This window comes from Neobacillus bataviensis, from assembly GCF_019969725.1.
In genome coordinates this window covers 126,765-151,980 of the sequence record NZ_JAHXYW010000009.1, presented here as the reverse complement: position 1 = coordinate 151,980, position 25,216 = coordinate 126,765, and the positions used below count along the sequence as shown (strand labels likewise).

Genomic DNA, 25,216 nt, shown 5'->3' with positions numbered 1-25,216 from the left:
AATAGGTGGAAGGAAAATAACTCCAGTTGATATTATTTCACTCAATAATTTGTTATAATAAAGTGTTCTTAACAATATTGAGGGGGAAAATAATTTTTATGTCAGTCGAAGTAGGAAGCAAGGTACAAGGTAAAGTAACAGGTATACTAATTTTGGAGCTTTCGTAGAATTACAGGGAGGCACAACAGTAAATGAATACAAAAAACAACATCAAAGTTTAACAGAACTTTTCTTAAAAACAAAAAATTCCTCAAAGAAGGGTTACTTCTTATCCATTTAACCTGAAAGATATCCAATATGAAAAACTTTACTCAATAACAGGCTTTACGTTTAACTATAGCACCCGTCAGCACAACAAGCTAATATAGTAATAGGAAAATTTATTAAAAATAATTCTTTTATTGATCGTCTCAACGCAAATCTATCGTTTTTTTCTAGGACCTACCAATAATTTGATTGCTGTTCTATTTTCATTATTGATTAAAACATCTGTAAATGCAGGAACAAAAACCAGATCAAGACCACTGGGAGCTACGAATCCTCTTGCAATCGCAATTGCTTTAATCGCTTGATTTAAAGCACCCGCTCCAATCGCTTGAATTTCTGTATTTTCTCTCTCTCTTAATATGCTTGCAATTGCACCTGCAACTGAATTCGGATTTGATTTTGATGATACTTTTAATACAGTATCCATATAAATTTTTCCCCCTATTATTTAATTGCTTGATATGATCACTGGAAAGAAGAATGTAATTAAGTATCTTTAATAATATTCAAATTCAAATCAAACAGAACTATTGATCTTATTCCTTTGATTCTTTTTGTGCTATCCCGCTTCGTTATTTCAACAAGAAAAAAGAGCTTCCGATCTGTCCGTTGATCTCTAACTCTTGCGCTCCGATAGCTGAATAAGAAAACTTTAGAAAATAATTAGTATTCAAAGGAAAAAACCTTCTTAATGTCGAAAATAATAGAAAAAGGGGATGACCCAATGAATAAAGTTGGTTTATTTAAAAATCTACGCAATTCAAGTCGAGGTAATTTGTTTTCAACAGAGATTCCAAAGGCTACAAAAGAAGATGAAAAAAAGATTGAAGAATTGGTTGGAGAATTAGAAAGGGAAGGGAAAATCAAGTTAAGAGAATGTGTACAGCGAGAATACTCAGTTTATTTACATGGAATAATTAAATATGGATCCGAATAATCGGGTACATTTTTATTCGGGTGAAACACAACAGGACATCCGAGTTCTTCAACTTATTAACTCCGTTAACGAGTAAGAAAAAGGCTGTCACAATTGCCTTTCATCCTAATATGATGACTTGTAAATTATAACAAAAATTTAAATCGATTTTCAGTCTATTTAAATTTTTGTGTCCTCTTTTTTCTTTTGGATCGGCTCTTAAAAAATGTAAAGCAATTACAATATTTATAGTTTTTCCATAACAAAATCGTGTTGTAAACGTCTCTCTAATTTTTCTAAGTTACCCCCATCTTCTACAAAAGTTTTGAATTTATCAGCCATTAACTTTCCTGAGTTTTTATTAATGTGTTTAACTTTGAGTAATGTATTCACCTTCACAATATCAGGAGTCACATCTCCACGGTGTAATTTACCTGGTATTTTTGCCCACAATTTTTCCCAATCATCTAATAACCCAATCTCTTTAAAATAAAGTTTTTGTAAGCCGCATAGCCACGCCATACAAGAGGTGTTACGTTTTTGACAACCTTCCTTATCCTTTAAGAATTCACATCCATGACAACAAGAATTTCCACTTCTAATACAGACGCTGCAAATTTCATTAGCCCCAATTTCTTCAAACACTTTTAAGCCGTGCTGGATAAGATGCTCTTTTTCCATTTCAATACTCATTATTTTCTCCTACTTTACTTGCTTAATAAAGGGATTTAGTATTTAGTATTTGTAAACTTCACCCTTTATATTAGTTTTGTACCAAATTCAACAATCCCACCCTCTAATAACCAAATTTAAAACGGTTGATTCTGCCGTTTTTATAGTTGCTTACTCCGGAAATCTTGTTCCACTAAACTGCTCCGTTAGTACAATAAGAAAACGGGATAGCCGTAGTCATACCATCTTTAACATAAACACCCGTTAATTTAAGTTCATCTTTTCACAAGGTTGCTTTTGAAACAGAAAAAGAAGCACAGTTAAAAAAGGACAATTAAAAAAAATCCTACTAAAATGGATAAATAGCGATGTTGTTCAGAAATAAAATCAACGATTAAAAATGATCATTAATGAGTTCAAAAATACGTTTATATGCACTTATATAAGTTTTAGAGTCAGGGTCTTTACCATTTATCTTTGGTACATCAAAGTCAGAAAGAACTAAATGATGTTTGGGCTGAACTTCATGTCTAGCTAAAGAACTTTTGCAACAGGATAAGGAACAACCATCAATTGCAATGATATCTCTTCCTGATTTTGCTGTTCTAACAAGTGGTTTGACATCACCCCCAACACCAGCGATACAGGACATTTCAGCTAATTTTTCCCGATCCATTTTAATAGCAATCATGTTAGCAGTTTGTGCAGCTGATGAACATCCAGAGCATGAATATACAATAGGTAAGTCATTTTTTTTCACCGTTCTATCCCCCTATATGTCTTTTGATTAACTAAAATATGTGTTTTATATGACACACCCTTAGCTGAATAACTAAAATTCATTTTAATTTATTTGTTATTTAAATTCTGTGAATAATGTCACTATTCTATAAATTCAATCGAAAAGAGGAAAAATCCCCCTTCTCCTTTGATCAATTCCTTATTCAATTAACCTGCTTTGTTAGGACAATAAGAAAAGCCGCCTTTAATGGCAGCTGGATCTAATATTCTTGTACCGTTTGTTGAACAAGAATCTTTTTCATATGTCTAAAATATTAAACAAATCCCATTATTATTAATTATTCAGTATCAGTTTCACCGATGACAAAACACACATAGACTAATGATGACTTTATAAATTATTTTTATTTAGGGAGGAATGTAATTTGTATAACCCTTACCAACACAATCCTTATCACTTTAGTCAACCTCATCATTATGATCCAAACATTTTAAAACACACGGTATTAAGTAACGTTGAACATCTTGTCCCATATGGATTACACGAAGCAAAACACACTAATTATGTCCATGCCTTACGAGAGGTTGCCGCTATAGCGTACCTTATGGGTATGGGATATCAACCTTTGATAGCCCGCAAAATAGTTGAGTCTTGGGAAATCAACGAGGCATTTTATCCAGGGCAAATATAGTTCCTAACCTTTCAAATGATTAAGAAGCACCGCATACACGGTGCTTCTTCTTTTAGTGTAAATAACCTTAATTCGGTAAGAATGTCTTCGGTTCCTTCTTCAACTATCCTGCCCCGTTAGTGGAACAAGGAAGCGACAGCTCATTTATTGAACCATCGCACCCGTTAGCTTAAGTGAAAATCTTCACAATCTTTTTTTACCCTAACAAAATCTAATCCCTTAATGTGTAGGGGCATATCAAAAAGACGCCTTCCTACTAAAGAAAAGCGCCCTTTACTTGAATATCAAAGGCTGTTAAAACCGTTTTAATTAAAAAAGTAATGTCTACTTGTAACTCACTTAAGATTTTTGCACTAGGGCTCTCTAACTTTTCAAAAGGTATCCATCAAATGCTTTTATATCAAGTGGTGCAACTAAAAAGGTACTAGCTTTGGCCGCGAAAGAGGTAAAATGCTCACTTGTATTATGGCTTGCTACAGCCGCTGCATCTTGCCAAACTTCAACCATGGTAAATGTATGTTCCCTTTCTGTATCTTTATATAAATTGTAAGAAATATTTCCACTTTCTTGTCTTGATGCATGAATTAGTGTTTCTATCTCTTCTAAAAAACTTTGTTGCTTTGTTAAGTCTATATGAATTACAGCATGAATAATAATCATCGTTCTTCTCCCTCTTCTTTCAATGCTTTTATGATAAATAAAATGCAAACCAATAATGAACACTGCGGTGCATTGATACATGCACCGCAGTGCTTATTTCCTTTTCAAATTACTTCCACTGAGCAACTTTGTTAATTGGAAGGCGAACAGATTTATAACCATTGTCAGCTGCTTTACCAATTGAAATGAGCATAACTGGTACATAACGATCCTTATCTAAGCCAAATGCCTCTGCAATTTTATCCTTCTCAAAACCACCGATTGGGCATGTATCGTATCCATGTGCGCGTGCTGCAAGCATTAGTTGCATAGCCACAAGGCCACCATCAATTAATACTGTCTCTTTATTTACTTGAGGATCTAATGTTGAGAAGTGAGCTGTAAGTCTACTCATTTGTCCTTCTTTTACTCCTAAAGGCATATATCCAAGCTCAACTGCTTTACTGTAAATTTCTTCACCATATTCAAAATTGTTTAGATCACCAAATACAGCAATCATTGCTGAAGATGTTTCAACTTGAGTTTGATTGAAGCGTGCAAGTGGTGCAAGTGTTGCTTTTCCTTCGTCACTTTCAATGACAAGAAAGCGCCATGGCTGCATATTAACTGAAGAAGGTGCAAGTGTTGCTTCGGTAAGGATTTCTGTCATTTCTTCTTTGCTGATTTTTACAGATGTGTCATAGTTACGAATTGAACGGCGCCCCATTAAAATTTCTTTAAAGTCCTTTGTTTGTTGAGTGATAATCATAGATGAATCTTCTCCTTTGTATAGCTAATTCTTTATTTACGTATTAGATTTCTTTTATGCTATTTTGAATACGATTTAACATATCAAGTAGCAATTCTCGTTCCTCTTCACAAAAATCTTTTAGCATAGAAGTGACGAAACGTTTCTTTTCTTCTTGATAGAAACTAATTTTTTGACGTCCATAATCAGTAAGGCTCACTAGAGTGATTCTGTTGTCACTTGGTTTTTTTCGTCTTAAAATCATCCCGTTTGCTTCGAGTTGTTTTAAATGCCGCGTGATTGCAGCATTGTCAATATTTATCTCTTTTTGAAGTTCTTTTTGGCTCATTTCATCCACTTGATAAAGATGGCGTAAAAGTTCAAGGCGCGACTGACTAACACCTGTACACCCTTCAAATTTCGAACTGATTTCTTTATTGAGAAAATGTAATTTATATAAAATAATTGCTTCCTTAGAGCATGAATTTGTCAATCCCTTCCCTCCTTTTTGTGCACTAAAAATTATTTGATACATCAAATATTGATACATCAAATAATTTATCTCAATTGGACTTAAAATGCAAGTATTTTGTATTTCTCCTTTTAGGGGTGGTGTTACATCGCGATCAACCTAACGAAATTAATTACCGCAAATAAAAAAAATGAGCTGAATTCTCTCATAAATAGCTGTAAAGATAAAATTTTCATTTTGGGGTACTTGAAACTATTAGCTTGATAGGCATGTGGCGGTACCCCTTATGTAAATAGTTCTTCTACAATCTGGCCCGATTGTGGAAAAAAAGCTAATGACGATTGTTTAATTAAACTGCCCCGTTAGTGGAACAAGAAAAATAAGACCGCCGCAGCGATCTTCCTCTTTAACTATTGCCCCAGAAAGATTAGGTACGATATTTCACAATCTTGTTTTTGGAATAAGAAAAGAAGGCAACCTTTATCTTAAAGATCGCACCCGTTGATGTAGAAAAATAGAAGATTACCTCTTATTTTTTTGTCTCCATTCAATTGCTCTTCGTTCCAAGTTTTTAACAAAATCATCTTTACCACTGCTATATCCTTCAATATCTTTAGGGAACTCGTTAGCAAGTTGTTCCTTTAGCTTTCCATATTCAATTACGTCTTTTTTATGTGATTTTAGATAATCACGAACAGCTAAATGACGTTCAATTTCAAAGTCATTATCAAATTGAAAAATATGTATTTGGTGTGTCCTATTTTCCCCACCTTTTCGGAAATATCTTCTTCCTTTTATCCCTAACTCCCCAAGAGGCTCATAACCTATTTCAATCATCTTTGCATTAAACGTATTAATAATTTCAATATTTTTAACTATTGGCATAATGTCAATGATTGGTTTTGCTTTTAATCCTGGTACGGCTGTACTGCCTATATGATGAATTTCAACGATTTCGTCTTTGAAAATTTCACGAATTTTTTTTCTTCAGTTTTGAATAATTGAACCCAATTTTCATCATAGTCTTTAACAATAATGTTCATTGCACGATTATCCATTCCAATCCCTTCTTTCCAAAAATCTTTGTATAGTGGATTAATAATTCTATAATAAGTGACAGTCTTGTTAAAAAAATGTAATGTTACTAAAAAAGAAAAGCTGCCAAAAAGACAGCTTCGATCTTCAACTCTTGCACCCGTTAGTTGAAGAAGAAAATTCTTATATTGAACTTAAAAACCTATCTGCTGATTCTTCAAATCTTGAAGGATTTTTATGTTTTATTTCAGTTACAATTTCTGCAATTAAATTCTTGGTAGGTGTGTTAGACCTTGATACAACATCTACATAAATTTCAAGTGTGGATTTATGATTTAAAATTCGTTTATGTAAAGTTTTAGCCCATTCCTTTGCGTGAGGAAACATAAGTGGTACTGATTCAGCTAATTCCTTTAAGGTGTCATATAAGGGATAATTTTGGTCAAATGATTCAATTGCGTGGATTAAACCAAACATTATCTCATCATGTTCTGTATCATCATGAAAACCAGCACAAAGGTATTTAATACAGATTAAATCTCCAACACCTACAATGCGTGTAATGGCTTCTTCAAAATCATTAATATCCTTATCACTTTTGAGTAAATTACTATTTTTTAGCTTTTCTATCTCTTGGTGAATATTCAAACAATACATCTCCCTTTTACTCCAATCCTTGACTCTTATTATTACAATAAGTTTAACATGTATTTGGCTTTTCTTCTTCAACTAAACTGCCCCGTTAGTTTAAGTGAAAAATTTCACAAATCTAATTTTAACTGAAATCATATTCCATGAAATGGTTGCCCTTTACCTGGCAGTACGTTCGTAGGATGAGAAGTCGGGATTTAGTCTCCCCCCTATTTAAACCCCTTTGTTTGAAGGGTCCTAATACACCCTCCACACTTGAAGAAAGTACAAATGACTAAGCTATTTTTACCCAGGATAACCTCCTTTGTTAATTTAAATTAGGTTTCCATTATTCCAACTTACGATGATACACAAACAATTGATGTTTTTTATCTTTTTCATTATTCACCTTCTGTACCCTCTGATTAAAATAAGAAAAGGAAAAAAGGCAAAGGGAAGCGCTTAAGCCCCGTTTGCCTTTCTGATGAAATTTAGTATAATTGACCTTTTACTCGTGCTTTAAAGGTTGGCGGAACATTATCTTTTTGAAAGAAAGCCGGTGTATACACACCTGAGAACTTATTATAATAACGTAATGGTGTATAAAAATCTTGAACTAGGGAACCCTCAAATCTGCCAGGTTCAGGTACTACTAAAATATCCCATTGGCATCCTTCAGCACGATAATATTGATTAATTTCTGCAATCAAACCAAGCTCACTATCTGATAAATAGACCAGATTTTTTTTCTTGGATTCAAAAAGGGACTCCTGAACCCAACGTGCTAAATACAATTGACCAGTTAATTTGGAAAGAGCCAAGTAATTTCTTGGAGACTTTCCATCGAGCGGCTCTATCCCCACTTTTGGTAAATCTTCTCTTATCGATTCCGTTTCAAGTAATCTATTCAATAATGGACTTAGCGGGGTCATAAATACTTCTTCAAAATGATTGATTGTTGATTTAAGTGCTTTCATTTGTATATCCATTTGTACATTTGCTTGTAAAAGTTTAACACTGGATATGGTTAACTCATCTTTTGCCTCTTGTAATTCCTTGTACGAATGATCTAATTGAGCTTTTTCTTCTTTTAATTCTTCATATGAATCAGCTAATTGAGCTTTTTCTTCTTTTAATTCTTCATATGAAACAGCTAATTGAGCTTTTTCTTCTTTTAATTCTTTATATGAGTCAGCTAATTGAGCTTTTTCTTCTTTTAATTCTTCATATGAATCAGCTAATTGAACCTTTTCTTCTTTTAATTCTTCATATGAGTCAGCTAATTGAACCTTTTCTTCTTTTAGTTCTTCATATGAACTTGCTAATTGAGCATTTTTTTCTTTTACATCATCATATGAGTCAGCTAATTGAGCATTTTTTTCTTTTACATCATCATATGAGTCAGCTAATTGAGTATATTTTTCTTTTACATCATCATATGAGTCAGTTAATTGATCTTTTTCTTTTTTTAATTCTTCATATGAGCCTGCTAATTGATCTTTTTCTTCTTTTAATTCTTCATATGAATCAGCTAATTGGCTTTTTTCTTCTTTTAACTCTTCATATATTGCTGCTAATTGAGCCTTTTCTTTTCTTAGTTGTTCGTATAGTCCATTTAGTTGGGCATTTTTATTTTGTAGTTCTTTATAAAATAATAGGTTTCTCTCAAATTCTAATTCCTGAAACCTATTAACAAGATCAGTTTTTTCTGTTAATAAATTTGTTATAGGTGAATTTTCATTACCAATTTTTTGTATTAGACTCTGAATCTCTTTGTGCAATTCCTGTTGAAATTCCTGATTGGACTTCATCATGGAACCCCAATACTTCATGTTGGATGAGTTCGATTCATTGGTATGATCCATTTGGTTACCCCCTTATCAACAATTTCATTGCCTTCAATTTTTATTTTCTTGTATTTCATCTGCTTTTATAAAACATATTCAATCACATTTTCCTCAACAGCAACGAGTCCATAAGAAAAAACTTTGTTAATTTCAACCTCGGAAAATAGACTTCTAATGAGTGAAATGATTCCTGTTTTTTTCGGATATTTCATGGCATTATTAATTGGATACGAAAATGATTCATCTTTTGAGTAATCATATTCAAAGGAATGGGAGGTTTAGTAAATTAAAATCCGAATGGTCCTTGAGGACAACACGGATTAACCGGTACTCCGCACATCGTATGTGTCTTACAACACTCATTTACACATGATTCTGTGTATGGAAAATAATGTTGATGATTAATATGAAGTTTGTAAACTGTTGTCGTATGAGGAGGATGGACATGTGTGACTACCTTATTAAATATATTTGTTTTTACATATTGTTGTGGGTGGGTCATACTGTACAGGAAACGCTAGAGGCGGACAAGTATATTGGCGGACATAATTGAGGTGGGCAGTATTGGGCTTGCAATGGTCGTACAGGCGGTATCATATTCGGCATCATGTTTGATGGTGGAAAGTTTCTTTTCATCGTTAAATGACCTCATTGTGAATATGTCTTGTTACAACAACAGTCTATGTGGATTCTTGTATAAGCGGACTAGTTATGTACCTATTTTTTACTAGAAATAGTGGTGATTATTTGTCTTTACCGAATATACCAAATATCACACCGTTGATTTCAGTTTCTGTTGAACAAACTATTCCTTTACTTCTCAGTTCCATTGCTCTTGAGGAGTTGGCTCTTGCTCATATTATGAACGCTGAGGCAGAGAAGCTGCAGTTCGTTCTTGGAAAACTAGGTGACTCAGTTGTTACGCTTTCACCTGCAGAGGTCTCATCAGGAGATCTAATAGATGTCAATGCAAGTGTTCAAAGTACCCTTAGTGACGTCATCAAGAAAAAATGCTCTTAGAATTCAAATTTAAAAATGTTATTGATTTAATAGAAACATTACCAGTACCGCCAAGTTGTCCAGAATTTTTAGAACTTTCTAATGGAGCAACGATTAAATTTACTGGCTTAACAAATGGCGGTCTGACTTGGAATTATGAAATTGTATCACCATCTCCACAATCTTTTGTGCAATTAATTTCATTATTTCCGTGTGCACTCACTAGCTTTGTTTCTTGTACCTCGAATCCGCCGCCCATATTTTGTTCCCTTGGCAATTTTGCTGGTATTTGTGGCTTTTTACCAGAAGCACTGGGTATACTCACCTTTATAATTAACCCTGTTCAACTACATTCACTTTCTCTTTTACTTTAAATCAACAATTTCCAATATGAACAATTAATGCATATGTAAATTTAAGTACTAGTGAGAATTGCTTCACTATTTGTGGACCTATGTGTTCCTGAATTTGTTCGTATTATATTTGTTTATAATTTAAAAATGAATTAGTTAAAAAAAAAGCCGATTTTCTTTTCCTAAGAATGAAGTGACCCCATAAAGTTAGACAGGTTATTTCGTTAGGCGGCTTGCTGGGCATGAGTTCGATATTGTACCGGACTCATGCCCTTTAATTTTGCCTTAATTCGTTTATGATTATAATATTCGATATATTTTGCTAGTTCTTGTTTAAAGTGTGCTACACTCTCAAATTCTTTTAAATAAAGAAGTTCCGATTTCATGATCCCAAAGAAATTTTCCATTACCGCGTTATCGTAACAGTTCCCTTTACGGGACATACTTTGGGAAATGCCATGATCACGAAGGGCATGACGGTATTGTTTCATTTGATAATGCCAACCTTGATCAGAATGAATAAGGAGGTTATCCTCGCCTGTTAAACGTTCGAAAGCTTGCTCTAACATTGTTGAAACTAATGAGTAAGTAGGTCTTGAACCAATTGTATAAGTAATAATTTCACCATTAAATAAGTCCAAAACCGGCGATAAATATAGTTTTTCTCCAAATAATTTAAACTCCGTAATATCTGTAACCCATTTCTCATTTGGTTTTTCAGCTTTGAAATTACGATCTAAAATATTCGGTGCAATCTTGCCCACAGTACCTTTGTAAGAGCGATATTTTTTCATACGGACCAAAGATTTTAGCCCTAGTTCTTTCATGATACGCTGCACCTTTTTGTGGTTGACTTTGTGTCCCCGATTTCTCAGTTCATCACGAATACGACGGTAACCAAACCGACCTTCATGTTCATCAAAAATAGATTTAATCAATATTTTCAGTTCTTCATCTGGATCAAGACAACCAATTTTTTTTCCCAATAGTAATATGTGCTACGCGGAATGTCTGCGAGCTGTAGAAGTGCATTCACCGAAAATTCATGCCTTAATTCATAGACTACTAGTACTTTGTCTTGTTTGGTGATTTTTCCTTGTTTTGAACTAAGGCATTCAACTTTTTTAAATAGGCAACTTCCATACGTAACCGTTCATTCTCTGCCTTTAATGCCTCTATTGATCCTTCATTGGCTTGAGTATTTTTTGTTTTGGTATTTTTATTTTTCAAAGATAGACGCCCCTTTTTCTTTTCATGCAGGGCATCAAATCCTTCTGATTCAAAAGCAACTTTCCATTTACGAAGAGTTTCATAAGATGGAATATTAAAAATCGCCGCTGTTTCCCTGATAGACGTCCCATGTTCGTTCATATAATTAAGTACATCTAGTTTAAACTGTGCGGGGTAAGAAGTATAGCGTTTTTCAAAAGCATCATCACCATAAATTTCATATTGTTTAATCCACTGGTGAAGAATACTAGGATGAACACCAATAGATTTAGCAATTGTTTTTCCTCCTTCATTACCATCTAAATATTGTCTTACTGCCTGTATTTTTTCTTCTGGAGAAAATTTCGCCATAAATAAACTGCACCTCCAATTGTTCGACGTGTCTAACAATTGGGGTGCAGTTCAGAATGATCGGCTTTTTCTTTAACTTTGTGAAAGAATGTACTTAAACTAATCTGCCAGTATCTACAAGGGCTTGCACAATCTAAAACTGGTGAGAAGCCTTGGAGTAAGTACCCTGATAACTCAGGAATGGAATTCATTGGCGTAGATTCATTTTATGAATCTCTTGATAAAAACCAGCATGAAACTCCTTCGAAACAATTTCTTATTAGCGACAAAACCGAAGATCATCATCCAAATGGATAATTGGTCACTGGTTCATCTGCTTCAATCTCCGCTTTCATACGTAACCATTTCGTCTTTAATTCGCCATCTACTGTTTTCCAGTCATAACGCTGGTGCCATAAGTTGTAACCGAGCAACCGACGATAACGCAGCAAATGCGGCATAGCTTTTAACCATCCATTATCGAAGATGTTCACCTCTTGATAGCCTTTTAGAAACGCGTCGAAGAACCAGGCTACGTGATCATCGAGCGACTCACTCTTTTTTCCTTGTCGGTTGAATCTTGCGATGAACAAGTAAAGGATGATGGCGACATCAAAAGCAAACCAATGATAGCAGCAATCATCAAAGTCAAATGCCGTAATCCTTCCGTCTTTCGTGACGAAAAAATTTTGATCGTAAAGGTCGCAGTGGACAAGACCATAGTTTTTACTATCCCTTGGAAGAGTCTCCAACCAATTTAACAGCTCATCCGCTTTCTGCCGAACAATCGGCTCTTCATGTGGCAGGTGACGCATCATATCCATCCAAGGCTCCTGTTTCCAATCACGGCGTTTAACTCCTTGTAGAGGGACATAGGATTGGGTAAGTAAGTGCATCTGTCCAACAATGCGACCCCAGTTGCCAACCATTTTCTCGTTCCAATCTTCTTCAACAGGGATTCGACCAGGAGCTTTGGTGAACATAGCAACGTGATAACCGCCTGCCACACTTTCAACCAAATTTCCATCTTTTGATGGGAGTATATCAGGAACAGAAACACCGTTATCAAACAGATATTTCATGAAGTGCAATTCTGCCAATACCTCTTTTTGGTTACGCCACGATTGTTTTGTCAATCGTATTATCCTTGAAGGACCCCCATTTTGTGCTGGGTATTGATAGACGTCATTGATATAGCCGCCCACATGTGTAAGTAGACTCGAATCAAGCCCGAATGCATTTGCTGCTGATTTTAACACCATTTCCTCCAGCATTCCAAACCCCTCTTTCCGATTCTTAAGCCATGATTTTCTAGGCATTGTAAATTTTATTCAGCATTACTTCCGCTAATCCTGCAAATTAATTTTACATTTTTTTTAAAAAGGAACTTCGGTGTTCCTCAAGTATCACATCAGGGGCTGCATAAAAAAACAAATCTCACTCATTTGATTTAAACAATCTTCTGATTTAATGTTACTAACACGCTGGTTTCCAATCCTACTATAAAAATCTTCATCATCGTCCTCTTCCTCAAATAGACTGTCAAAGTACCTCTCATCAATTTCTTCAATCCAAACAAAAGGGTATTCCTTTTGTTCTCCTTCATAAATTTCGTCCACCGAGGCATACAATGTCCAACCGTATTGCCGTCTTCTTTTAAAACGGTTAAATTTGTTTATTATATATATACCAACTCTACTTGTCATTGAAATAAACAGCCCAATCAATTTATCAGTCATAAAATGGCACCATTTTTCGCTTTAAATTCGTATTGAAGTAAAAATTTTATATTATTATCAATTTTTTTGTGTTCAATGTACCAGAAGAACTTATTGTACCTGCAAGGGACGAAAATAAATCACTTAAAAAATCAGACATTCTCCTTCCTCCATTCAAGCATTTATAAATGTTGCTTTCGATCTTTATTGAATTAAACTGCTACTGTTAGTCGAATAATTGAGTCTTTCTTTCGGAATGCCGTTAAGGGGCAACAAGTTCTACTTTAATTCTGTCAGGGTCTTCAAAATAAACTGCGTAATGATTATGCCCTCCTGCGAAAGGATGTTTATTCTTATAAAGGATATTTACCCCTCTAGCTTGTAGTGATTTTGTTATTTCATCAACGTGATGTCGTGAAAAAGCGAAAAATGCTAGATGATTCAGCCCCACTCGGCAGCGATGGTATGGAATATCAAGAAAGCGTTCCTCTGTCTGTACAAATACAATATAAGTATCACCTAATTTCCAGCTTTGTCCGCCTTCCCATTTTTGAAAAGAACTATATCCCAATTCTTGAAGTAACCAGCCCCAAAATTCAACCGATCTTTCCAAATCAGATACGTACAACTCGATGTGATGCAGCAACCCTTTGGACAAAATCATTCCCCCTAATAATTTAAGCTACTAAAAAAAGGCACTAAAAGAGTTGTCCTTTTTTTCATATTAAGATATTTACTTATTTCTACGACTTTGACAATTATCCTTCTTCCGCTAAACTGCCTCGTTAGTAAAAAAGCGACTGCTCATATTGAACAATCGCACGTGTTACTTTAAGTATAAAACTTCACAATCTTAATATATTTATTTTGGTCTTTTGCAATAGGGCTAAATGTTTCAATAAATATACCCTCTAAATTTATTAATGGTTATTTGAGTTCAATTTCAGTATCTTATTAATGTTCTAACCATTTCCGTTAAATACACTTTGAAATATACATACCTCTTCCAGTTATACCTTGGGGATCATATTCCGTATCAAGTCCCGCTTCTTTAAATGCAGAAAGCATTTCATTTTCCGTGAACAATCCCAGTTCATGCATTTCAGATAAATGCATAATTCTTTTTTTTGTACCTACCAAATATTCAAAATGAAGGATAGAAACATTCCCTTTTTTCTCCGATAAGTACATACGGCTTACTTTCATTTCATCATTTTCGCTAGTAGTAACCGAAATATTGCCGTCATAAAATGTTTCTGGTGCGAACCAAGGTTCAACTATTATAAGACCTTTAGGTTTTGTATGTTTTTTCATTTGCTTTAATGTTTGTACCAAATCTTTGTATGTTTTGACATAAGCAATCGCACTAAAAAGACACATCACGACATCATATTGTTGTTCTATTTCGAAGGTTGTCATATCCTTGCACCAAAGATTTGAATCTGGGTTTCGTTCTTTTGCGATTTCAATAAACCGTTCACTAATGTCTATGCCGTCAACCGTATAATAATTATTTAAATATTCCATATGCCTTTCCGTCCCGCATGCAACATCAAGGACTGTTTTTGCATCATGTTTTTTTGATTTAATCATATCCATAATTTCGTCTGCTTCCTTTTGGTAATTCTTCCAGTTATATATCAAATCGTATAAGTCTTCAACTTTAATACCCATAGATTGCCTCCAAGTTTGAGGATTTAATTAAATATTATTCTTTATTCCACTTAAACTATCCTGCCCCGTTAGCTTAACAAGAAGATAAAATATTTTCTTTTAATACATAAATATTCCTTTTATTAACAAGGTAATTGTGAAAGGAGATATTAGTAGTGAGCAAGATAGCTTCCATTACTCTTATAACGGTATTAATTTCATTATTTGCATTGAATTTACAAGGGCTTGCACAATTTAAAACTAGTGAGAAGCCTTGGAGTAAGTATCCTGATAACTCAGGAATGGAATTCATTGATGTAGATTCATTTTATGAATCTCTTGATAAAAAACAGTATGTTGAATTCGAAAATGCAAAACTGAACATTCGAGAAAAGGTTTCTTTTAAAGACATTAATAAGGTACTATCAAAAGCTGATAAGTATGGTAAATCAAGAACTGGCGGGGAAGGCTATCACCCTAAAAGGCAAGTATATGTATATATAACAGTCTCCCAGGATGGTAAAAAAATGAAAACTGCTGTTTTTGATGTTGAAAAGCAAAGACCTATTTCAGCAAGTTCAAATTAAAATTATGATGACAACTCCTTGGATGTACGGGAGTTGTTTTTTTATATTCCAACCACCCTCTATGAGCCATTTCCTTCTTTAAGTAACCTGCCCAAGTTAGTTCAACAAAGAAAAAAATGACCGCCGCAGCGATCATCAACTTAAATTAACGCACCCGTTTGTTTAAGTACAGTATTTCACAATCTACATAGAACTAACAATATTAAAACGCCATTATTAGTTGAGAACTAAAAGAAGGTATCTGCAAATTGTTCTTCTGAAATTACTTTTAATCCATTTCTTTTTAGTAAAGCAGAAGTGACTCCCATCCCCATAATTTTTTTTCCGGAAAATTCACCGTTATATATTGTTGAACTGCCGCAAGATGGGCTATTTTCCTTTAGAACCACCAAAGTCGCATTTAATTCTATAGCTTGTTCTAGTGTAGAATATGCTCCTTTTATGTAAAGTTGGGTAACATCTTTACCTGATTTATCAACTACTTTAGCGTTTCCATCCAGAACATCTTCTCCGTTTCCACCAATTATCTCAGCTGGTTCTCTAGGCGTTGAAAAACCACCAAGTAATTCAGGACATATTGTAATAGCTTTATTTTCTTCTACCAATTTATTTATTTTATCATTTAAACAATTTGTCCCATTATATCTCACATCTAACCCTGCTAAGCAGGAACTCACCAATATCATTTACTAACCCCCTTCTGCTAAGTCCAATTTTACCAAATATTTTCTTGTTCAACTCCTGCCAGTTTGTTGAATAAGAAAGGGGATCGCCGAAGGGTCCCCTCTTTAACTATGGCGATGCAGCCATTTTTGTTACAGAACGGTATCCTCATCGAATGAGTATTGCCCAGATGAGATATATCATCAAACGAATTTCGAATCGGGCACGGATCAATAAATCGATTCATCCGCACCAGCTAAGGTACAGTTATGCCACTCATATGCTGAATAATGGTGCACCTCTTGAAGTTATCCAGAGCTTACTAGGTCATGAGAAAAGTGAGACAACAAGGATATATGCACAGTTAAGTGGGAGTTTAAGGCGAGAGCTTTATTGCAAGTATTTTTAAATTGAACTCATAAAAGCAATGCATTAAAAAAGTATTGCTTTTCTTTAATTCTCGCACCCGTTAGTTCAATAAGCACTTTCTATCCTACAACAAAAAGCTTTCTTCGTCTTGTTTGTTAATCCATTTAAAAAACTTGCGGGATAATAAGCAAGTACTTAATAAAAGGATAAATAAATTAAGAGGGATTATATTTTACTTAAAATTTTAAGGCTAAACTTCAACGCTAGAGTGTATTTCTTATGTACATTTTTATAGTATCCTATATAGTTGGTGTTTGATTATCAAGCATTACCCTTATATCTCCAACAGTATCAATGTGAAGTTTCTCTTCCTTTAAAGTTTCATTAATTTGTATATGTTCTTCTATTTTTTTCTTCCAAATTTCGACATCCTCAAGGATTATTGGGTGTTTCGTTACCTCAATACGCTCTTCACTTAAAGGAATACGTATCGTTTCAACTTTTGTATCCGTGGTACTTTCGGGATTTAATATCTTTTTCTCAATAATTAATTCTTCATGGGTTACTGGAACCAAAATTTGCTTTTCTACGGTATAAGTCTTCTTATATACATTAACTTTTGCTGTTTCAATAATTTTTTTACTTACCTGAAATTCTTCCTTATGTAATTCAAGCCTTATTTCCTCGTGATGATCATGTGTTGAATTCTGCTTATTAGGCAACTTTAATGCCCTCCCGAAAAAAATAGTGAAAACACCTTATCATTAAGTTATGAAAAGGTGTTTTTGTTTTTACTTATTATTTATATCTTCAAAGCCTGAACCATCGGTAATAATATCTACACTTCCAGTTGTATTAACATGTGCCTCTTCGTGTTTAAGAGTTTCTTGAACCTGCTGAGTTTCCTGAACTTGACGTTTAGAGGTGGAAATCTCCTCAGTAGTTACCGTGTACTTGTTTACCTCAACTTGTTCTTGGGTAACAGGAATATGAATAGTCTCCTCAGAGCTGATGGTTTCATCACTTCGCTCATTATTAATTGGTGTTCTCTTAATAACAACTTCCTCATGCATTACAGGAACATCCACGGTTTTTTGTTCTTCAACCACCTCTTTAGATAGGACCACTTCTCCAGCATCGACATTATTTTTTGTAATATCTAACTCTTCTTTATGAAGTTGTAATGTACCGCTTGTTTGATTATCTTGGATTTTTGATTCAGAATCATTTTCTTGATTTCTCGATTTGTCATCACCAAATAAACCTAAAAAGTCACCCATAAAAATCCCCCTCACAAGTTAATTTAACTAACCTTTTTTATAATGTACCCTTGAGGGATATTTATTCTTTAAAAAATATGTTTAAAAATTTATTTGGATATATAAAATTATAAATTGAGCATTTATTAAAAGGACTTTTAGTTTAAAAAAATTTTGAGTCAAATACGATATTAAGTAGAATCGTATTTTTATTCCTCTTATTGAATTAACCTTCCAGATTAGTTCAACAAGAATAAGCCGCCGCCAAATGGCAGCTGGATCTTCAACTGTTGCACCCGTTTGTTTAAGTACATTTCTTCACAAATTTATTCTACAGTTTCTTTGATATTTTAAATTTTTATTGAATTGTTTACTGTTGGGATGTTTGGTGTAACACGGCTGTCAAAGTAGCCTCATTTTTATTAGAACGTGGCTATAAAGTGAAAGAACTGACCGGAGGTATTGCGGCATGGAAAGAGATGAACTTTCCTGTTTAGGATTTGACTCAAAATGATAACATTTCTGATAGCTGTGGATGCTGATTCTAGTGCAATTGAATAGGTATTGGATTGGCGTTGCTTCACGAGACCATGTAATGAATGCAGTTCAGGGTGGATTTGCACAACTTTGTCATGGCAAACAAGAACCTTTAAAAAAGATGAGTAATGGTGATTGGATTATTTATTATTCTCCCAAAGTTAAATTTAAAGAAAGTGCTCCGTGCCAGAGATTTACTGATATTGGAAGGGTTATGGATGATGTTGTCTTTCAGTTTGATGCAGGAAATAACTTCTTTCCTTTCCGAAGAAATATAGATTTTATTTCTTGCAACGAAACGCCCATCCAACCATTAATTCCTCAACTCTCTTTTATTAAGTGGGCAAAATATTGGGGTTATTCTTTTCGATTTGGCCATTTGGAAATAAGTGAAAAAGATTTTAAACTAATTGCAGAAAGAATGATTAATTAAAAAGGGGATTAGACTATTCTAATCTCCTTACTTTTTTAGTTTAAAAATACCACATACCTTATTCCACAAACCTCCGATAGTACAACAAGAAAAAAAGACCCCCGCAGCGATCATTTTCTTTCACTTTTGCACCCGTTACTTGAAGAAGAAATTAAACCCATTCATTCTCTAAAACACTAAATAATAAAGAATCACGCCATCCATCTTTCATTAGCAAATCTTCACGAATTCTTCCTTCTTTTTTCATCCTTGCTTTTTCCAAAACTCTAATTGAACCTATATTTCTTGGATCACAGGTTGCATAAATACGATGAAGATTTAATTGGTGAAATCCAAAACCGATTAAAAGTGTTGCAACATCTGTTGCAATCCCCTTTCCCCAATAGTCTGGATTAACTATATAACCTATCTCCCCTTTTTTATTATGAGTATCCCTAATGTTTAATTCTCCAGCTCCAATTAATCTATCTTCTTTATTATTAATAATAGCTAATGCATATCTTGCTCTTGGTTCTTTTGCTGAATCAACTAAAACTTGGTTAACAAATGATTGAGATTCATTCAACGAATTCGGTCCCCAAGGCTGGTACCGACATACTCTTTCTTGTGATGCATATTTATGTACTTCTTGCCAATCACTTACTTGAAATTCTCGTAAATAAATACTCTCTGTTTTTAGTTCTATGCTTGCCAACCCCATCAAAATAGCCTCCCAGAATTGGATTATCACTTTTCAACTCGTTCAATTAACCTGACCTATGCCTTAATAAATAAGAAGGGTGACGCAGCAACCCTTGTTCAACGAAAGCACCCCGTTACTTTAATAAGGGAAGTTTTTTATAGGTGGTTTTTTCCTAATTAATGACAGCCTAGATCTTCAACTCTTGCACCCTTTAGTTCAAGTAGGTGTTAGTGCAACTTTTATTTATTCGTCTTCTCCTGCATCTATTTTCCAGCTATTTTGCAACTTCCGGATATAAATGATCTGACCAATGTGATATGCGTTATGAGTTGACACATTTCCGATTATTGCCCACCATTTCACGTGTCCAGGAAAACCATTAACATCACTCTCAACTTTTTCTTCAGATAATAACTCTTGCCAACGTAAAAGCACCTCTAATAGTTGTTCTTTTAAGTCAGCAAAAGTATGATTTTCAGGAATAATAAAGCTGTTATTATTATTTCCTATGGAAAGTACAGCATCAACGTGAGATTTTTGGTACCTTGTTTGCCATGTTTGATTCCAATATAGTAGATGCTGCACAATTTCAGCAATACTATTACTTTCTTCGTTTGGCTTCCAAAATGCTTGTTCCTCAGACAATCTTTCTACTGAATCCGAAAATGGTATGTACCAACTAGGGTCATTAGCATTTGCCAACAACTGATCCGATAAAACATCTTTTGCATGAACCATAACCAACACTCCTAATTTTTATATACTATTTTTTTCTGAATATTTATACAACGTCATCATATTATATTCTAAATAGTAAATTGAATGTCCTGTTTTTATTAAACTAACCTGCCACTTTAGTTGAATAGAAAAAAGCCACCAAATATGGCAGCTGGAACTTCAATTTTCTCCCGAATTTCATATTTTTTCTAAGTTTTGTAATTTGCAACTAGAATTAACTTTTGATTTCAAGAATAGCCACTATTTCTTCTCGGATCTCTCTACTGACCGAAAGAGCACGTTTTTTTCTCAATTCAAGATTCATTTCTTTGTCAATAAAATTATTGGTATGTTCGTCAAAACACTCGAAACAAATAGAGTAAAAATCTTTTTTCTCTTTGTTTAAAAAATCAAATTCCCACGTTTCAAGCTCTAAATAACTGACTTTATCTTTTGTTTCTTTTGTACATAATTCGCACGTTGTTTTCATAAAAGGAATCCTTTCATTACATCTACCTTTTATTTTTTTGCTAGATCGCGATCTCTAATTCTTTTTAACCGCCCATGATATTTCAATATATTCGCTTGTGATAGTTTGGCATTTTCAGTAGTAGGTTGTAAGTTAGCAATATCCCAATAAGTCACAATTACATCTAATACTTGGTCAAAGTATTGTAGTGGGCCATAATTCGCATCTATTGCAATGGTTTTCATTCTATCGTTAAAGTCTGGCATAACTGCGCCTGGCATAGAGAAATTAATAATTACATTTTCAAAATAAACAACGAAATTCGGATCAAGTTCAAGATGTGCTTTCACTGTGTCACGATAGAATGCGTAATGAAGTGCTTCGTCTTTCGCTAATCGTCGAAGTAATGTTGCTAAATCTTTGTCGTGCGGACTCGCTATTTTAGCTACATTATTATAAAAAACTAGTGTGGCTAACTCTTGCAAGGAAGTATAGGCCATGGTTGCTAGAGGGTTAGTGAAGTCAGGAGACGAACCGTTTTCCACTACAACATTAGCTTTACTCCGTAAGTTTTTTGCTTTCTAACTTTAAATCATTAAACTTGAATGTAAACGGATTTGTTTTATTGTTCATATGTAGCTTCTTGTAACAGGACGCAACCACAAGAGAACACAGGAACCAATACTATTCTCTACCAATTGCAACATTATTCTTGGTCATATACATGTTCCATCACAATATTATCATTTCATTGATAACATTTTCAAAATACTTAAATTTTTTTAGGATTCATTATGTATTGCTTAAACATGGAACCATTAACGTATTGAACACACTATGTATTCTAGATAATACTTTATCTACTCTTATTTGGTGAACTAAATTCGTTACTTGAATAAGAAAAAAGCGATCCTTCGTTATGGAAGCATCGCAGCCGTCATTATTCCTCGGTTGGTTTTTCGTTTTTATAAAATTCTTTTGGCATTTCCAATTCTTCCTGATGGCGATTCGTCCAACTGTTTGCAAAACTCGGTAGCGGATTCTCTTCTTTCTTTTGTTTCCTCTTGTTTAGCCATTCCCGAATCCGTCTACGCAACCTTGACCGCTTCTTCAAAGTTCATCACCCCAATCACCTTCATATTTCTCCCTCGGCTATCCAACGGGTTTCCATTCTGTGTTTCCAAGTGGTGTATGTTTTAATTTTAACAGGTTAGAGGCAATCAAGACAAAAGCTATTTACCTGTGGTTACAGCATTGGCAGAGAAAAAAGCGGAAGTATCTGTTCCGCCCTTGCCGTCCTTATTTCTTTAATAATGACGTTGTACTTTCCCTATCCGTAATTCAATCATTACCAGTTTTCCTGTAGGTTTTATACTCGGCAGCCTATAAGAAAAAACAGATACTTCAACTAACCTGCCCCGTTAGTCCAATAAGAAAAGCCGCTAAATTGGTAGCTGGTTCATTAACTGGAAAAATGGGTTAGATAAGGAGGAATGCGAAATGGTGGTAGGAAAATAACTCCAGTTGATATTATTTCACTCAATAATTTGTTATAATAAAGTGTTTTTAACAATATTGAGGGGGAAAATAATTTTTATGTCAGTTGAAGTAGGAAGCAAGGTACAAGGTAAAGTCACAGGTATCACTAATTTCGGAGCTTTCGTAGAATTACCAGGAGGCTCAACAGGTCTTGTGCATATCAGTGAGGTTGCAGATAGCTATGTAAAAGACGTTAATGACCATCTCAAAGTAGGCGACCTGATTGAAGTAAAGGTGATTAGTGAGAAAGATGGAAAAATTGCCTTGTCCATCAAAAAAGCTATTGATAGACCCGAAGGACAAACCTCTTCTTTTTCACAACGTCCTCCACGACAGGGAAGAGTTGATAGTCGTTCAAAAGGCAATTTCAAACCCAAGGAAAATTTCGAAGATAAAATGGCTCGTTTTTTAAAGACTAGTGAAGAGAATTTGTCTACTCTCAAACGTAACACTGGAGCAAAGCAGGGCGGTAGAGGCGGGAGACGCGGATAACCTACTGCGATTTTTAAAACTTCATAATATAAATAAAGGTGAGCCTCTATAATAAACTGGCTTGCCTTCTTTAATGTATCTTTTATCGCCTTAGGTCATTATCAAAACAACATCAAAGTTTAACAGAACTTTTCTTAAAAACGAAAATTCCTCAAAGAGGGGTTACTACTTATCTCCATTTAACCTGAAAGATAGCCAATTTTTTGAAAAAACTTCCCTCAATTACAGCCCTGATCTTTTACTAAAGCACCCGAAGAACTTATAGCTTTTTTTGTTATTCTTTAGAAAAGCAGCCATTTATGACTGCTTTATTTCCTACAATCTGGACTCCGTTAGCTGGATAGTCGTTTTAACCGTTCTTGGTGGTATATCATCTTTTTAAGTAACTTTTGCCTTATCTTATGGTCAAGACAGCTATCATACAAAGCCTTAATGTACATTCCCCTGATTTTATGCCAATAGATTTTTAACTTAATAAACAATATACCACCTCCGTTCTATTGGTATATTGACACTTTATTGTTACCGTTTCATGTCCAATAAGAAACAATTGAATTCCTTTAGTGCGATAAAAAAGCTGCCTCACAGGCAACTTCTGATCTTCCACTAACGCACCCGTTCGTATTATAAGGTCATCCAGATATTTCTGGTGGTTAATACTTTTAAAAATATTTGTGTAACCTACGTATACAGTAAAAATCGCAACTGCAAAGCTTGCTACTGCCCCAATGTTTGCTTTCTTATCATTAAAACTTAAACATAATATTCCATTTAAAATGAGCACACTCGTTTGAAGTACATGAAATATAATCTCACTTTGCTTTGATTCATTCAGCCAATTATACAGACAGGAAATCAGCGTAGCAATTAGGGTTAATAATAATAAATAATAAAAACTTTTTTTCATGTTGATTTTATCCCTTCGATTGTTAATTACAGTTTATTATACACTGCAAATCTACTACTGTAATTTGGGGGAATTCTGAATTTTCCACATGATTTTCGGCTAATCCTTATTGTGCTAAACTGCTTCGTTAGCTTAATAAGCAACAAATCTTAAATTCTTCCAATGTAACAAAACGTGTATTATGTTACATAAATAAAAAATCACCTTTGAAGGTGACTTAATTGTTACATATCTTCTTTATATGTATTTAGATTGGAAGGTTCGAGCACGTAACGATCTACCTTGCACTATTATGAATAGCTGATTACCTATTTATAATCTTTCGACCATAAATAAACAGTTTACCACCCATAATAATGGTTCGTTCGACCGTACAAAATACCTGTACACCCATATATAACCTCTCGGCTATATATGAACGTTAACTTTATTGAGTCATGTACTCAACTTAGTCTGCGGCACTCGATACGATCTTCGCTCGACCCTACATGATAAATTGGGACCCTATTGTAATAATACCTTCTAGAGGTACGACTACAATAAAACCTTTCTCCACCATATAGAATCTTCCCTCCGACTATACACAAACCATGATTAGATGACCTGTATATAATCTTTGGCCGACCTATATACACCCCAAAAGAGCATATATAGATCTGGGCTCAACCGTTACGTACCCATACTAATATCATGAACAAATTCATTCAAATTATGTACAACTAGATTTAATAAAAATAATTATTTTAGCTATTGAACATATTTATTTTTATTTCTACACATATTAATTTTCGGGTTTTACCTTTACTCTTTTAAGCAGGAGCTTTAATTTAATGTGCGATATGAATACTTCCATCATCAAAGATTTGAACCTCTTGATAACTGCCCATGTATGTTATGACATCGGTGATAATACCTTTTGTCAAAAATTCATTCTGACCGGCTTCATATATTTCCCGATTAATAATTAAATAATAAAAATGACATTTCAGTTCATCGATCATTTCAGAACCAGTAAATATGAAGTTATTACTGTATTTATTCTTAAACCATATAAGAGCCTCATCATGGCTGTTGAAAAAAGGGAGCGTTGCTTCTTCTTCTTGAGTTATATATCCTGGAACGAGCATGGTTCAACCACTTTCTTAAGTATTTTTACTATCCATTTTATAATAGAATCATCTATTGCATCTTTAACAGAAGTTTATCCAATTCACGTAATTGATCATAGGCTTTTAACAGATGTATTGGTACGAATGTTCTTCCATGTTCCCAAGCATTCTCTTCAACTTCTTCCAAAAGCTGTTTCTTTTCCTCTTCTTTTCCATAATAGAGAGTCTTTAAAACTCGTGGATTTTTCCTGAATTCTAAGTAATAACCCAGCTGATGGTAAAGAATAATTTTCACAAAGTTTTCATCTGTTTCCCTAACTTTAAAGTTAATTTTAGCGTTATAGCCGTTAATTTGGATGTAGTTAAACTTAATCGTATTTGTCGATAAGTTATAACTCATCGGTGCAGTGAGTTTATCGCTGAATTCAACATTAAATTTTAGTTTTAGCTCTTGTAAAGTATTTATAATGATTTTCTCAATATCCCATATATAAAGCATGTATCTTTACCC

Annotated in this window: 33 protein-coding genes and 3 pseudogenes; 8 read left to right on the top strand and 28 right to left on the bottom strand. The window is 34.1% G+C overall.

Translation table 11 applies throughout. The annotated features are described in order from the left end of the window. Positions 1 to 421 precede the first annotated feature (421 nt). Positions 422 to 694 carry a stage V sporulation protein S gene (locus tag LC455_RS21275; RefSeq protein WP_223593750.1) on the bottom strand — a complete coding sequence of 91 codons (273 nt, stop codon included), beginning with the start codon at positions 692 to 694 and terminating at the stop codon, positions 422 to 424. Between the two features lie 297 nt (positions 695 to 991). Between LC455_RS21275 and LC455_RS21270 the strand changes: the two genes are divergently transcribed. Continuing rightward, positions 992 to 1,204 carry a hypothetical protein gene (locus LC455_RS21270; RefSeq protein ID WP_223593748.1) on the top strand — a complete coding sequence of 71 codons (213 nt, stop codon included), beginning with the start codon at positions 992 to 994 and terminating at the stop codon, positions 1,202 to 1,204. Positions 1,205 to 1,429: 225 nt separating this feature from the next. On the opposite strand, the gene LC455_RS21265 is transcribed toward LC455_RS21270, so the two are convergent. After that, a complete protein-coding gene (locus tag LC455_RS21265) occupies positions 1,430 to 1,876 on the bottom strand; it encodes a DNA mismatch repair protein (protein ID WP_223593747.1) in 447 nt (148 codons plus the stop codon). Positions 1,877 to 2,249: 373 nt separating this feature from the next. Next, the gene (locus tag LC455_RS21260; protein ID WP_223593745.1) at positions 2,250 to 2,615 is read right to left on the bottom strand and encodes a putative zinc-binding protein; all 366 of its coding nucleotides are present in this window, start codon (positions 2,613 to 2,615) and stop codon (positions 2,250 to 2,252) included. Positions 2,616 to 3,021: 406 nt separating this feature from the next. Between LC455_RS21260 and LC455_RS21255 the strand changes: the two genes are divergently transcribed. After that, positions 3,022 to 3,288 (top strand): hypothetical protein, encoded by a 267-nt coding sequence (locus LC455_RS21255; protein WP_223593743.1) that lies wholly within the window; start codon positions 3,022 to 3,024, stop codon positions 3,286 to 3,288. 363 nt (positions 3,289 to 3,651) lie between these two features. Here the strand turns inward: LC455_RS21255 and LC455_RS21250 are convergent, their stop codons facing one another. The 8 genes from LC455_RS21250 to LC455_RS21220 all read right to left on the bottom strand — a co-directional run bounded on the left by LC455_RS21250 (position 3,652) and on the right by LC455_RS21220 (position 9,161). Further along, positions 3,652 to 3,948, bottom strand: coding sequence for a putative quinol monooxygenase (locus LC455_RS21250; RefSeq protein WP_223593742.1), 297 nt, complete (start codon positions 3,946 to 3,948; stop codon positions 3,652 to 3,654). A gap of 109 nt (positions 3,949 to 4,057) precedes the next feature. Further along, complete coding sequence (locus LC455_RS21245) at positions 4,058 to 4,696, bottom strand: nitroreductase family protein (protein WP_223593740.1); 639 nt, start codon at positions 4,694 to 4,696, stop codon at positions 4,058 to 4,060. Between the two features lie 43 nt (positions 4,697 to 4,739). Further along, positions 4,740 to 5,168, bottom strand: coding sequence for a MarR family winged helix-turn-helix transcriptional regulator (locus LC455_RS21240; RefSeq protein WP_223593738.1), 429 nt, complete (start codon positions 5,166 to 5,168; stop codon positions 4,740 to 4,742). 501 nt (positions 5,169 to 5,669) lie between these two features. After that, positions 5,670 to 6,083 (bottom strand): GrpB family protein, encoded by a 414-nt coding sequence (locus LC455_RS21235; RefSeq protein WP_317851465.1) that lies wholly within the window; start codon positions 6,081 to 6,083, stop codon positions 5,670 to 5,672. Continuing rightward, positions 6,080 to 6,205, bottom strand: a complete 126-nt coding sequence (locus tag LC455_RS31760; protein WP_317851461.1) for a hypothetical protein — start codon at positions 6,203 to 6,205, stop codon at positions 6,080 to 6,082. The genes LC455_RS21235 and LC455_RS31760 overlap by 4 nt, the downstream gene beginning before the upstream one ends. A 160-nt stretch (positions 6,206 to 6,365) precedes the next feature. Then, on the bottom strand, positions 6,366 to 6,830 hold the full coding sequence (locus LC455_RS21230) for an Imm30 family immunity protein (protein ID WP_223593737.1): 465 nt from the start codon (positions 6,828 to 6,830) through the stop codon (positions 6,366 to 6,368). A 473-nt stretch (positions 6,831 to 7,303) separates the two neighbouring features. Beyond that, positions 7,304 to 8,677 (bottom strand): hypothetical protein, encoded by a 1,374-nt coding sequence (locus LC455_RS21225; RefSeq protein ID WP_223593735.1) that lies wholly within the window; start codon positions 8,675 to 8,677, stop codon positions 7,304 to 7,306. A 268-nt stretch (positions 8,678 to 8,945) separates the two neighbouring features. After that, positions 8,946 to 9,161: a CotD family spore coat protein gene (locus tag LC455_RS21220; RefSeq protein ID WP_223593733.1), complete on the bottom strand. Its 216-nt coding sequence runs from the start codon at positions 9,159 to 9,161 to the stop codon at positions 8,946 to 8,948. Positions 9,162 to 9,406: 245 nt separating this feature from the next. On the opposite strand from LC455_RS21220, the gene LC455_RS21215 reads away from it, so the two are divergent. After that, on the top strand, positions 9,407 to 9,679 hold the full coding sequence (locus tag LC455_RS21215; RefSeq protein WP_317851460.1) for a hypothetical protein: 273 nt from the start codon (positions 9,407 to 9,409) through the stop codon (positions 9,677 to 9,679). 133 nt (positions 9,680 to 9,812) lie between these two features. On the opposite strand, the gene LC455_RS21210 is transcribed toward LC455_RS21215, so the two are convergent. The 6 genes and pseudogenes from LC455_RS21210 to LC455_RS21185 all read right to left on the bottom strand — a co-directional run bounded on the left by LC455_RS21210 (position 9,813) and on the right by LC455_RS21185 (position 14,963). After that, positions 9,813 to 9,983 (bottom strand): hypothetical protein, encoded by a 171-nt coding sequence (locus LC455_RS21210; RefSeq protein ID WP_223593856.1) that lies wholly within the window; start codon positions 9,981 to 9,983, stop codon positions 9,813 to 9,815. A gap of 252 nt (positions 9,984 to 10,235) precedes the next feature. After that, positions 10,236 to 11,592, bottom strand: a pseudogene (locus tag LC455_RS21205) (IS3 family transposase). A 281-nt stretch (positions 11,593 to 11,873) separates the two neighbouring features. Next, complete coding sequence (locus tag LC455_RS21200) at positions 11,874 to 12,890, bottom strand: phosphotransferase enzyme family protein (protein ID WP_223593732.1); 1,017 nt, start codon at positions 12,888 to 12,890, stop codon at positions 11,874 to 11,876. 87 nt (positions 12,891 to 12,977) lie between these two features. Then, the gene (locus tag LC455_RS21195; RefSeq protein WP_223593731.1) at positions 12,978 to 13,310 is read right to left on the bottom strand and encodes a hypothetical protein; all 333 of its coding nucleotides are present in this window, start codon (positions 13,308 to 13,310) and stop codon (positions 12,978 to 12,980) included. 241 nt (positions 13,311 to 13,551) lie between these two features. Next, positions 13,552 to 13,947: a VOC family protein gene (locus tag LC455_RS21190; RefSeq protein WP_223593730.1), complete on the bottom strand. Its 396-nt coding sequence runs from the start codon at positions 13,945 to 13,947 to the stop codon at positions 13,552 to 13,554. Positions 13,948 to 14,264: 317 nt separating this feature from the next. Then, entirely contained in the window at positions 14,265 to 14,963 is a 699-nt protein-coding gene (locus LC455_RS21185; protein WP_223593729.1) for a class I SAM-dependent methyltransferase, read from the bottom strand. A 155-nt stretch (positions 14,964 to 15,118) separates the two neighbouring features. Between LC455_RS21185 and LC455_RS21180 the strand changes: the two genes are divergently transcribed. Next, positions 15,119 to 15,529 carry a hypothetical protein gene (locus tag LC455_RS21180; protein WP_223593728.1) on the top strand — a complete coding sequence of 137 codons (411 nt, stop codon included), beginning with the start codon at positions 15,119 to 15,121 and terminating at the stop codon, positions 15,527 to 15,529. A 227-nt stretch (positions 15,530 to 15,756) separates the two neighbouring features. Here the strand turns inward: LC455_RS21180 and LC455_RS21175 are convergent, their stop codons facing one another. Next, positions 15,757 to 16,215 (bottom strand): DUF523 domain-containing protein, encoded by a 459-nt coding sequence (locus LC455_RS21175; RefSeq protein WP_223593724.1) that lies wholly within the window; start codon positions 16,213 to 16,215, stop codon positions 15,757 to 15,759. Between the two features lie 119 nt (positions 16,216 to 16,334). On the opposite strand from LC455_RS21175, the pseudogene LC455_RS21170 reads away from it, so the two are divergent. Next, a pseudogene (locus LC455_RS21170) lies at positions 16,335 to 16,601 on the top strand (tyrosine-type recombinase/integrase); the annotation flags it as partial. A gap of 259 nt (positions 16,602 to 16,860) precedes the next feature. Here the strand turns inward: LC455_RS21170 and LC455_RS21165 are convergent. Both LC455_RS21165 and LC455_RS21160 read right to left on the bottom strand, forming a co-directional pair. Next, the gene (locus LC455_RS21165; RefSeq protein ID WP_223593722.1) at positions 16,861 to 17,283 is read right to left on the bottom strand and encodes a YsnF/AvaK domain-containing protein; all 423 of its coding nucleotides are present in this window, start codon (positions 17,281 to 17,283) and stop codon (positions 16,861 to 16,863) included. 69 nt (positions 17,284 to 17,352) lie between these two features. Continuing rightward, positions 17,353 to 17,841 carry a YsnF/AvaK domain-containing protein gene (locus tag LC455_RS21160; RefSeq protein WP_223593720.1) on the bottom strand — a complete coding sequence of 163 codons (489 nt, stop codon included), beginning with the start codon at positions 17,839 to 17,841 and terminating at the stop codon, positions 17,353 to 17,355. Positions 17,842 to 18,185: 344 nt separating this feature from the next. On the opposite strand from LC455_RS21160, the gene LC455_RS31950 reads away from it, so the two are divergent. Beyond that, positions 18,186 to 18,317, top strand: coding sequence for a hypothetical protein (locus tag LC455_RS31950; RefSeq protein ID WP_369075764.1), 132 nt, complete (start codon positions 18,186 to 18,188; stop codon positions 18,315 to 18,317). 50 nt (positions 18,318 to 18,367) lie between these two features. Next, positions 18,368 to 18,790 (top strand): EVE domain-containing protein, encoded by a 423-nt coding sequence (locus LC455_RS21155; RefSeq protein WP_223593719.1) that lies wholly within the window; start codon positions 18,368 to 18,370, stop codon positions 18,788 to 18,790. Positions 18,791 to 18,941: 151 nt separating this feature from the next. Here LC455_RS21155 and LC455_RS21150 read toward each other — a convergent pair whose 3' ends face one another. From LC455_RS21150 to LC455_RS21130, 5 genes and pseudogenes are all read right to left on the bottom strand, one after another. Then, positions 18,942 to 19,490, bottom strand: a complete 549-nt coding sequence (locus LC455_RS21150; protein ID WP_223593717.1) for a GNAT family N-acetyltransferase — start codon at positions 19,488 to 19,490, stop codon at positions 18,942 to 18,944. A 225-nt stretch (positions 19,491 to 19,715) separates the two neighbouring features. Further along, positions 19,716 to 20,210: a DinB family protein gene (locus tag LC455_RS21145; RefSeq protein WP_223593715.1), complete on the bottom strand. Its 495-nt coding sequence runs from the start codon at positions 20,208 to 20,210 to the stop codon at positions 19,716 to 19,718. Positions 20,211 to 20,424: 214 nt separating this feature from the next. After that, on the bottom strand, positions 20,425 to 20,679 hold the full coding sequence (locus LC455_RS21140) for a hypothetical protein (RefSeq protein WP_223593713.1): 255 nt from the start codon (positions 20,677 to 20,679) through the stop codon (positions 20,425 to 20,427). Between the two features lie 29 nt (positions 20,680 to 20,708). Continuing rightward, positions 20,709 to 21,233, bottom strand: a pseudogene (locus LC455_RS21135) (acyl-ACP desaturase); the annotation flags it as partial. A 365-nt stretch (positions 21,234 to 21,598) separates the two neighbouring features. Next, on the bottom strand, positions 21,599 to 21,772 hold the full coding sequence (locus tag LC455_RS21130; RefSeq protein WP_223593711.1) for a hypothetical protein: 174 nt from the start codon (positions 21,770 to 21,772) through the stop codon (positions 21,599 to 21,601). Between the two features lie 482 nt (positions 21,773 to 22,254). Between LC455_RS21130 and LC455_RS21125 the strand changes: the two genes are divergently transcribed. Next, complete coding sequence (locus tag LC455_RS21125) at positions 22,255 to 22,689, top strand: S1 domain-containing RNA-binding protein (RefSeq protein ID WP_223593709.1); 435 nt, start codon at positions 22,255 to 22,257, stop codon at positions 22,687 to 22,689. A gap of 466 nt (positions 22,690 to 23,155) precedes the next feature. Here the strand turns inward: LC455_RS21125 and LC455_RS21120 are convergent, their stop codons facing one another. The 3 genes from LC455_RS21120 to LC455_RS21110 form a co-directional block, all read right to left on the bottom strand. Then, complete coding sequence (locus LC455_RS21120) at positions 23,156 to 23,596, bottom strand: hypothetical protein (protein ID WP_223593708.1); 441 nt, start codon at positions 23,594 to 23,596, stop codon at positions 23,156 to 23,158. Between the two features lie 827 nt (positions 23,597 to 24,423). Beyond that, positions 24,424 to 24,723 (bottom strand): hypothetical protein, encoded by a 300-nt coding sequence (locus LC455_RS21115; protein WP_223593706.1) that lies wholly within the window; start codon positions 24,721 to 24,723, stop codon positions 24,424 to 24,426. Between the two features lie 52 nt (positions 24,724 to 24,775). Continuing rightward, positions 24,776 to 25,204: a hypothetical protein gene (locus tag LC455_RS21110; protein ID WP_223593704.1), complete on the bottom strand. Its 429-nt coding sequence runs from the start codon at positions 25,202 to 25,204 to the stop codon at positions 24,776 to 24,778. Positions 25,205 to 25,216 lie beyond the last annotated feature (12 nt).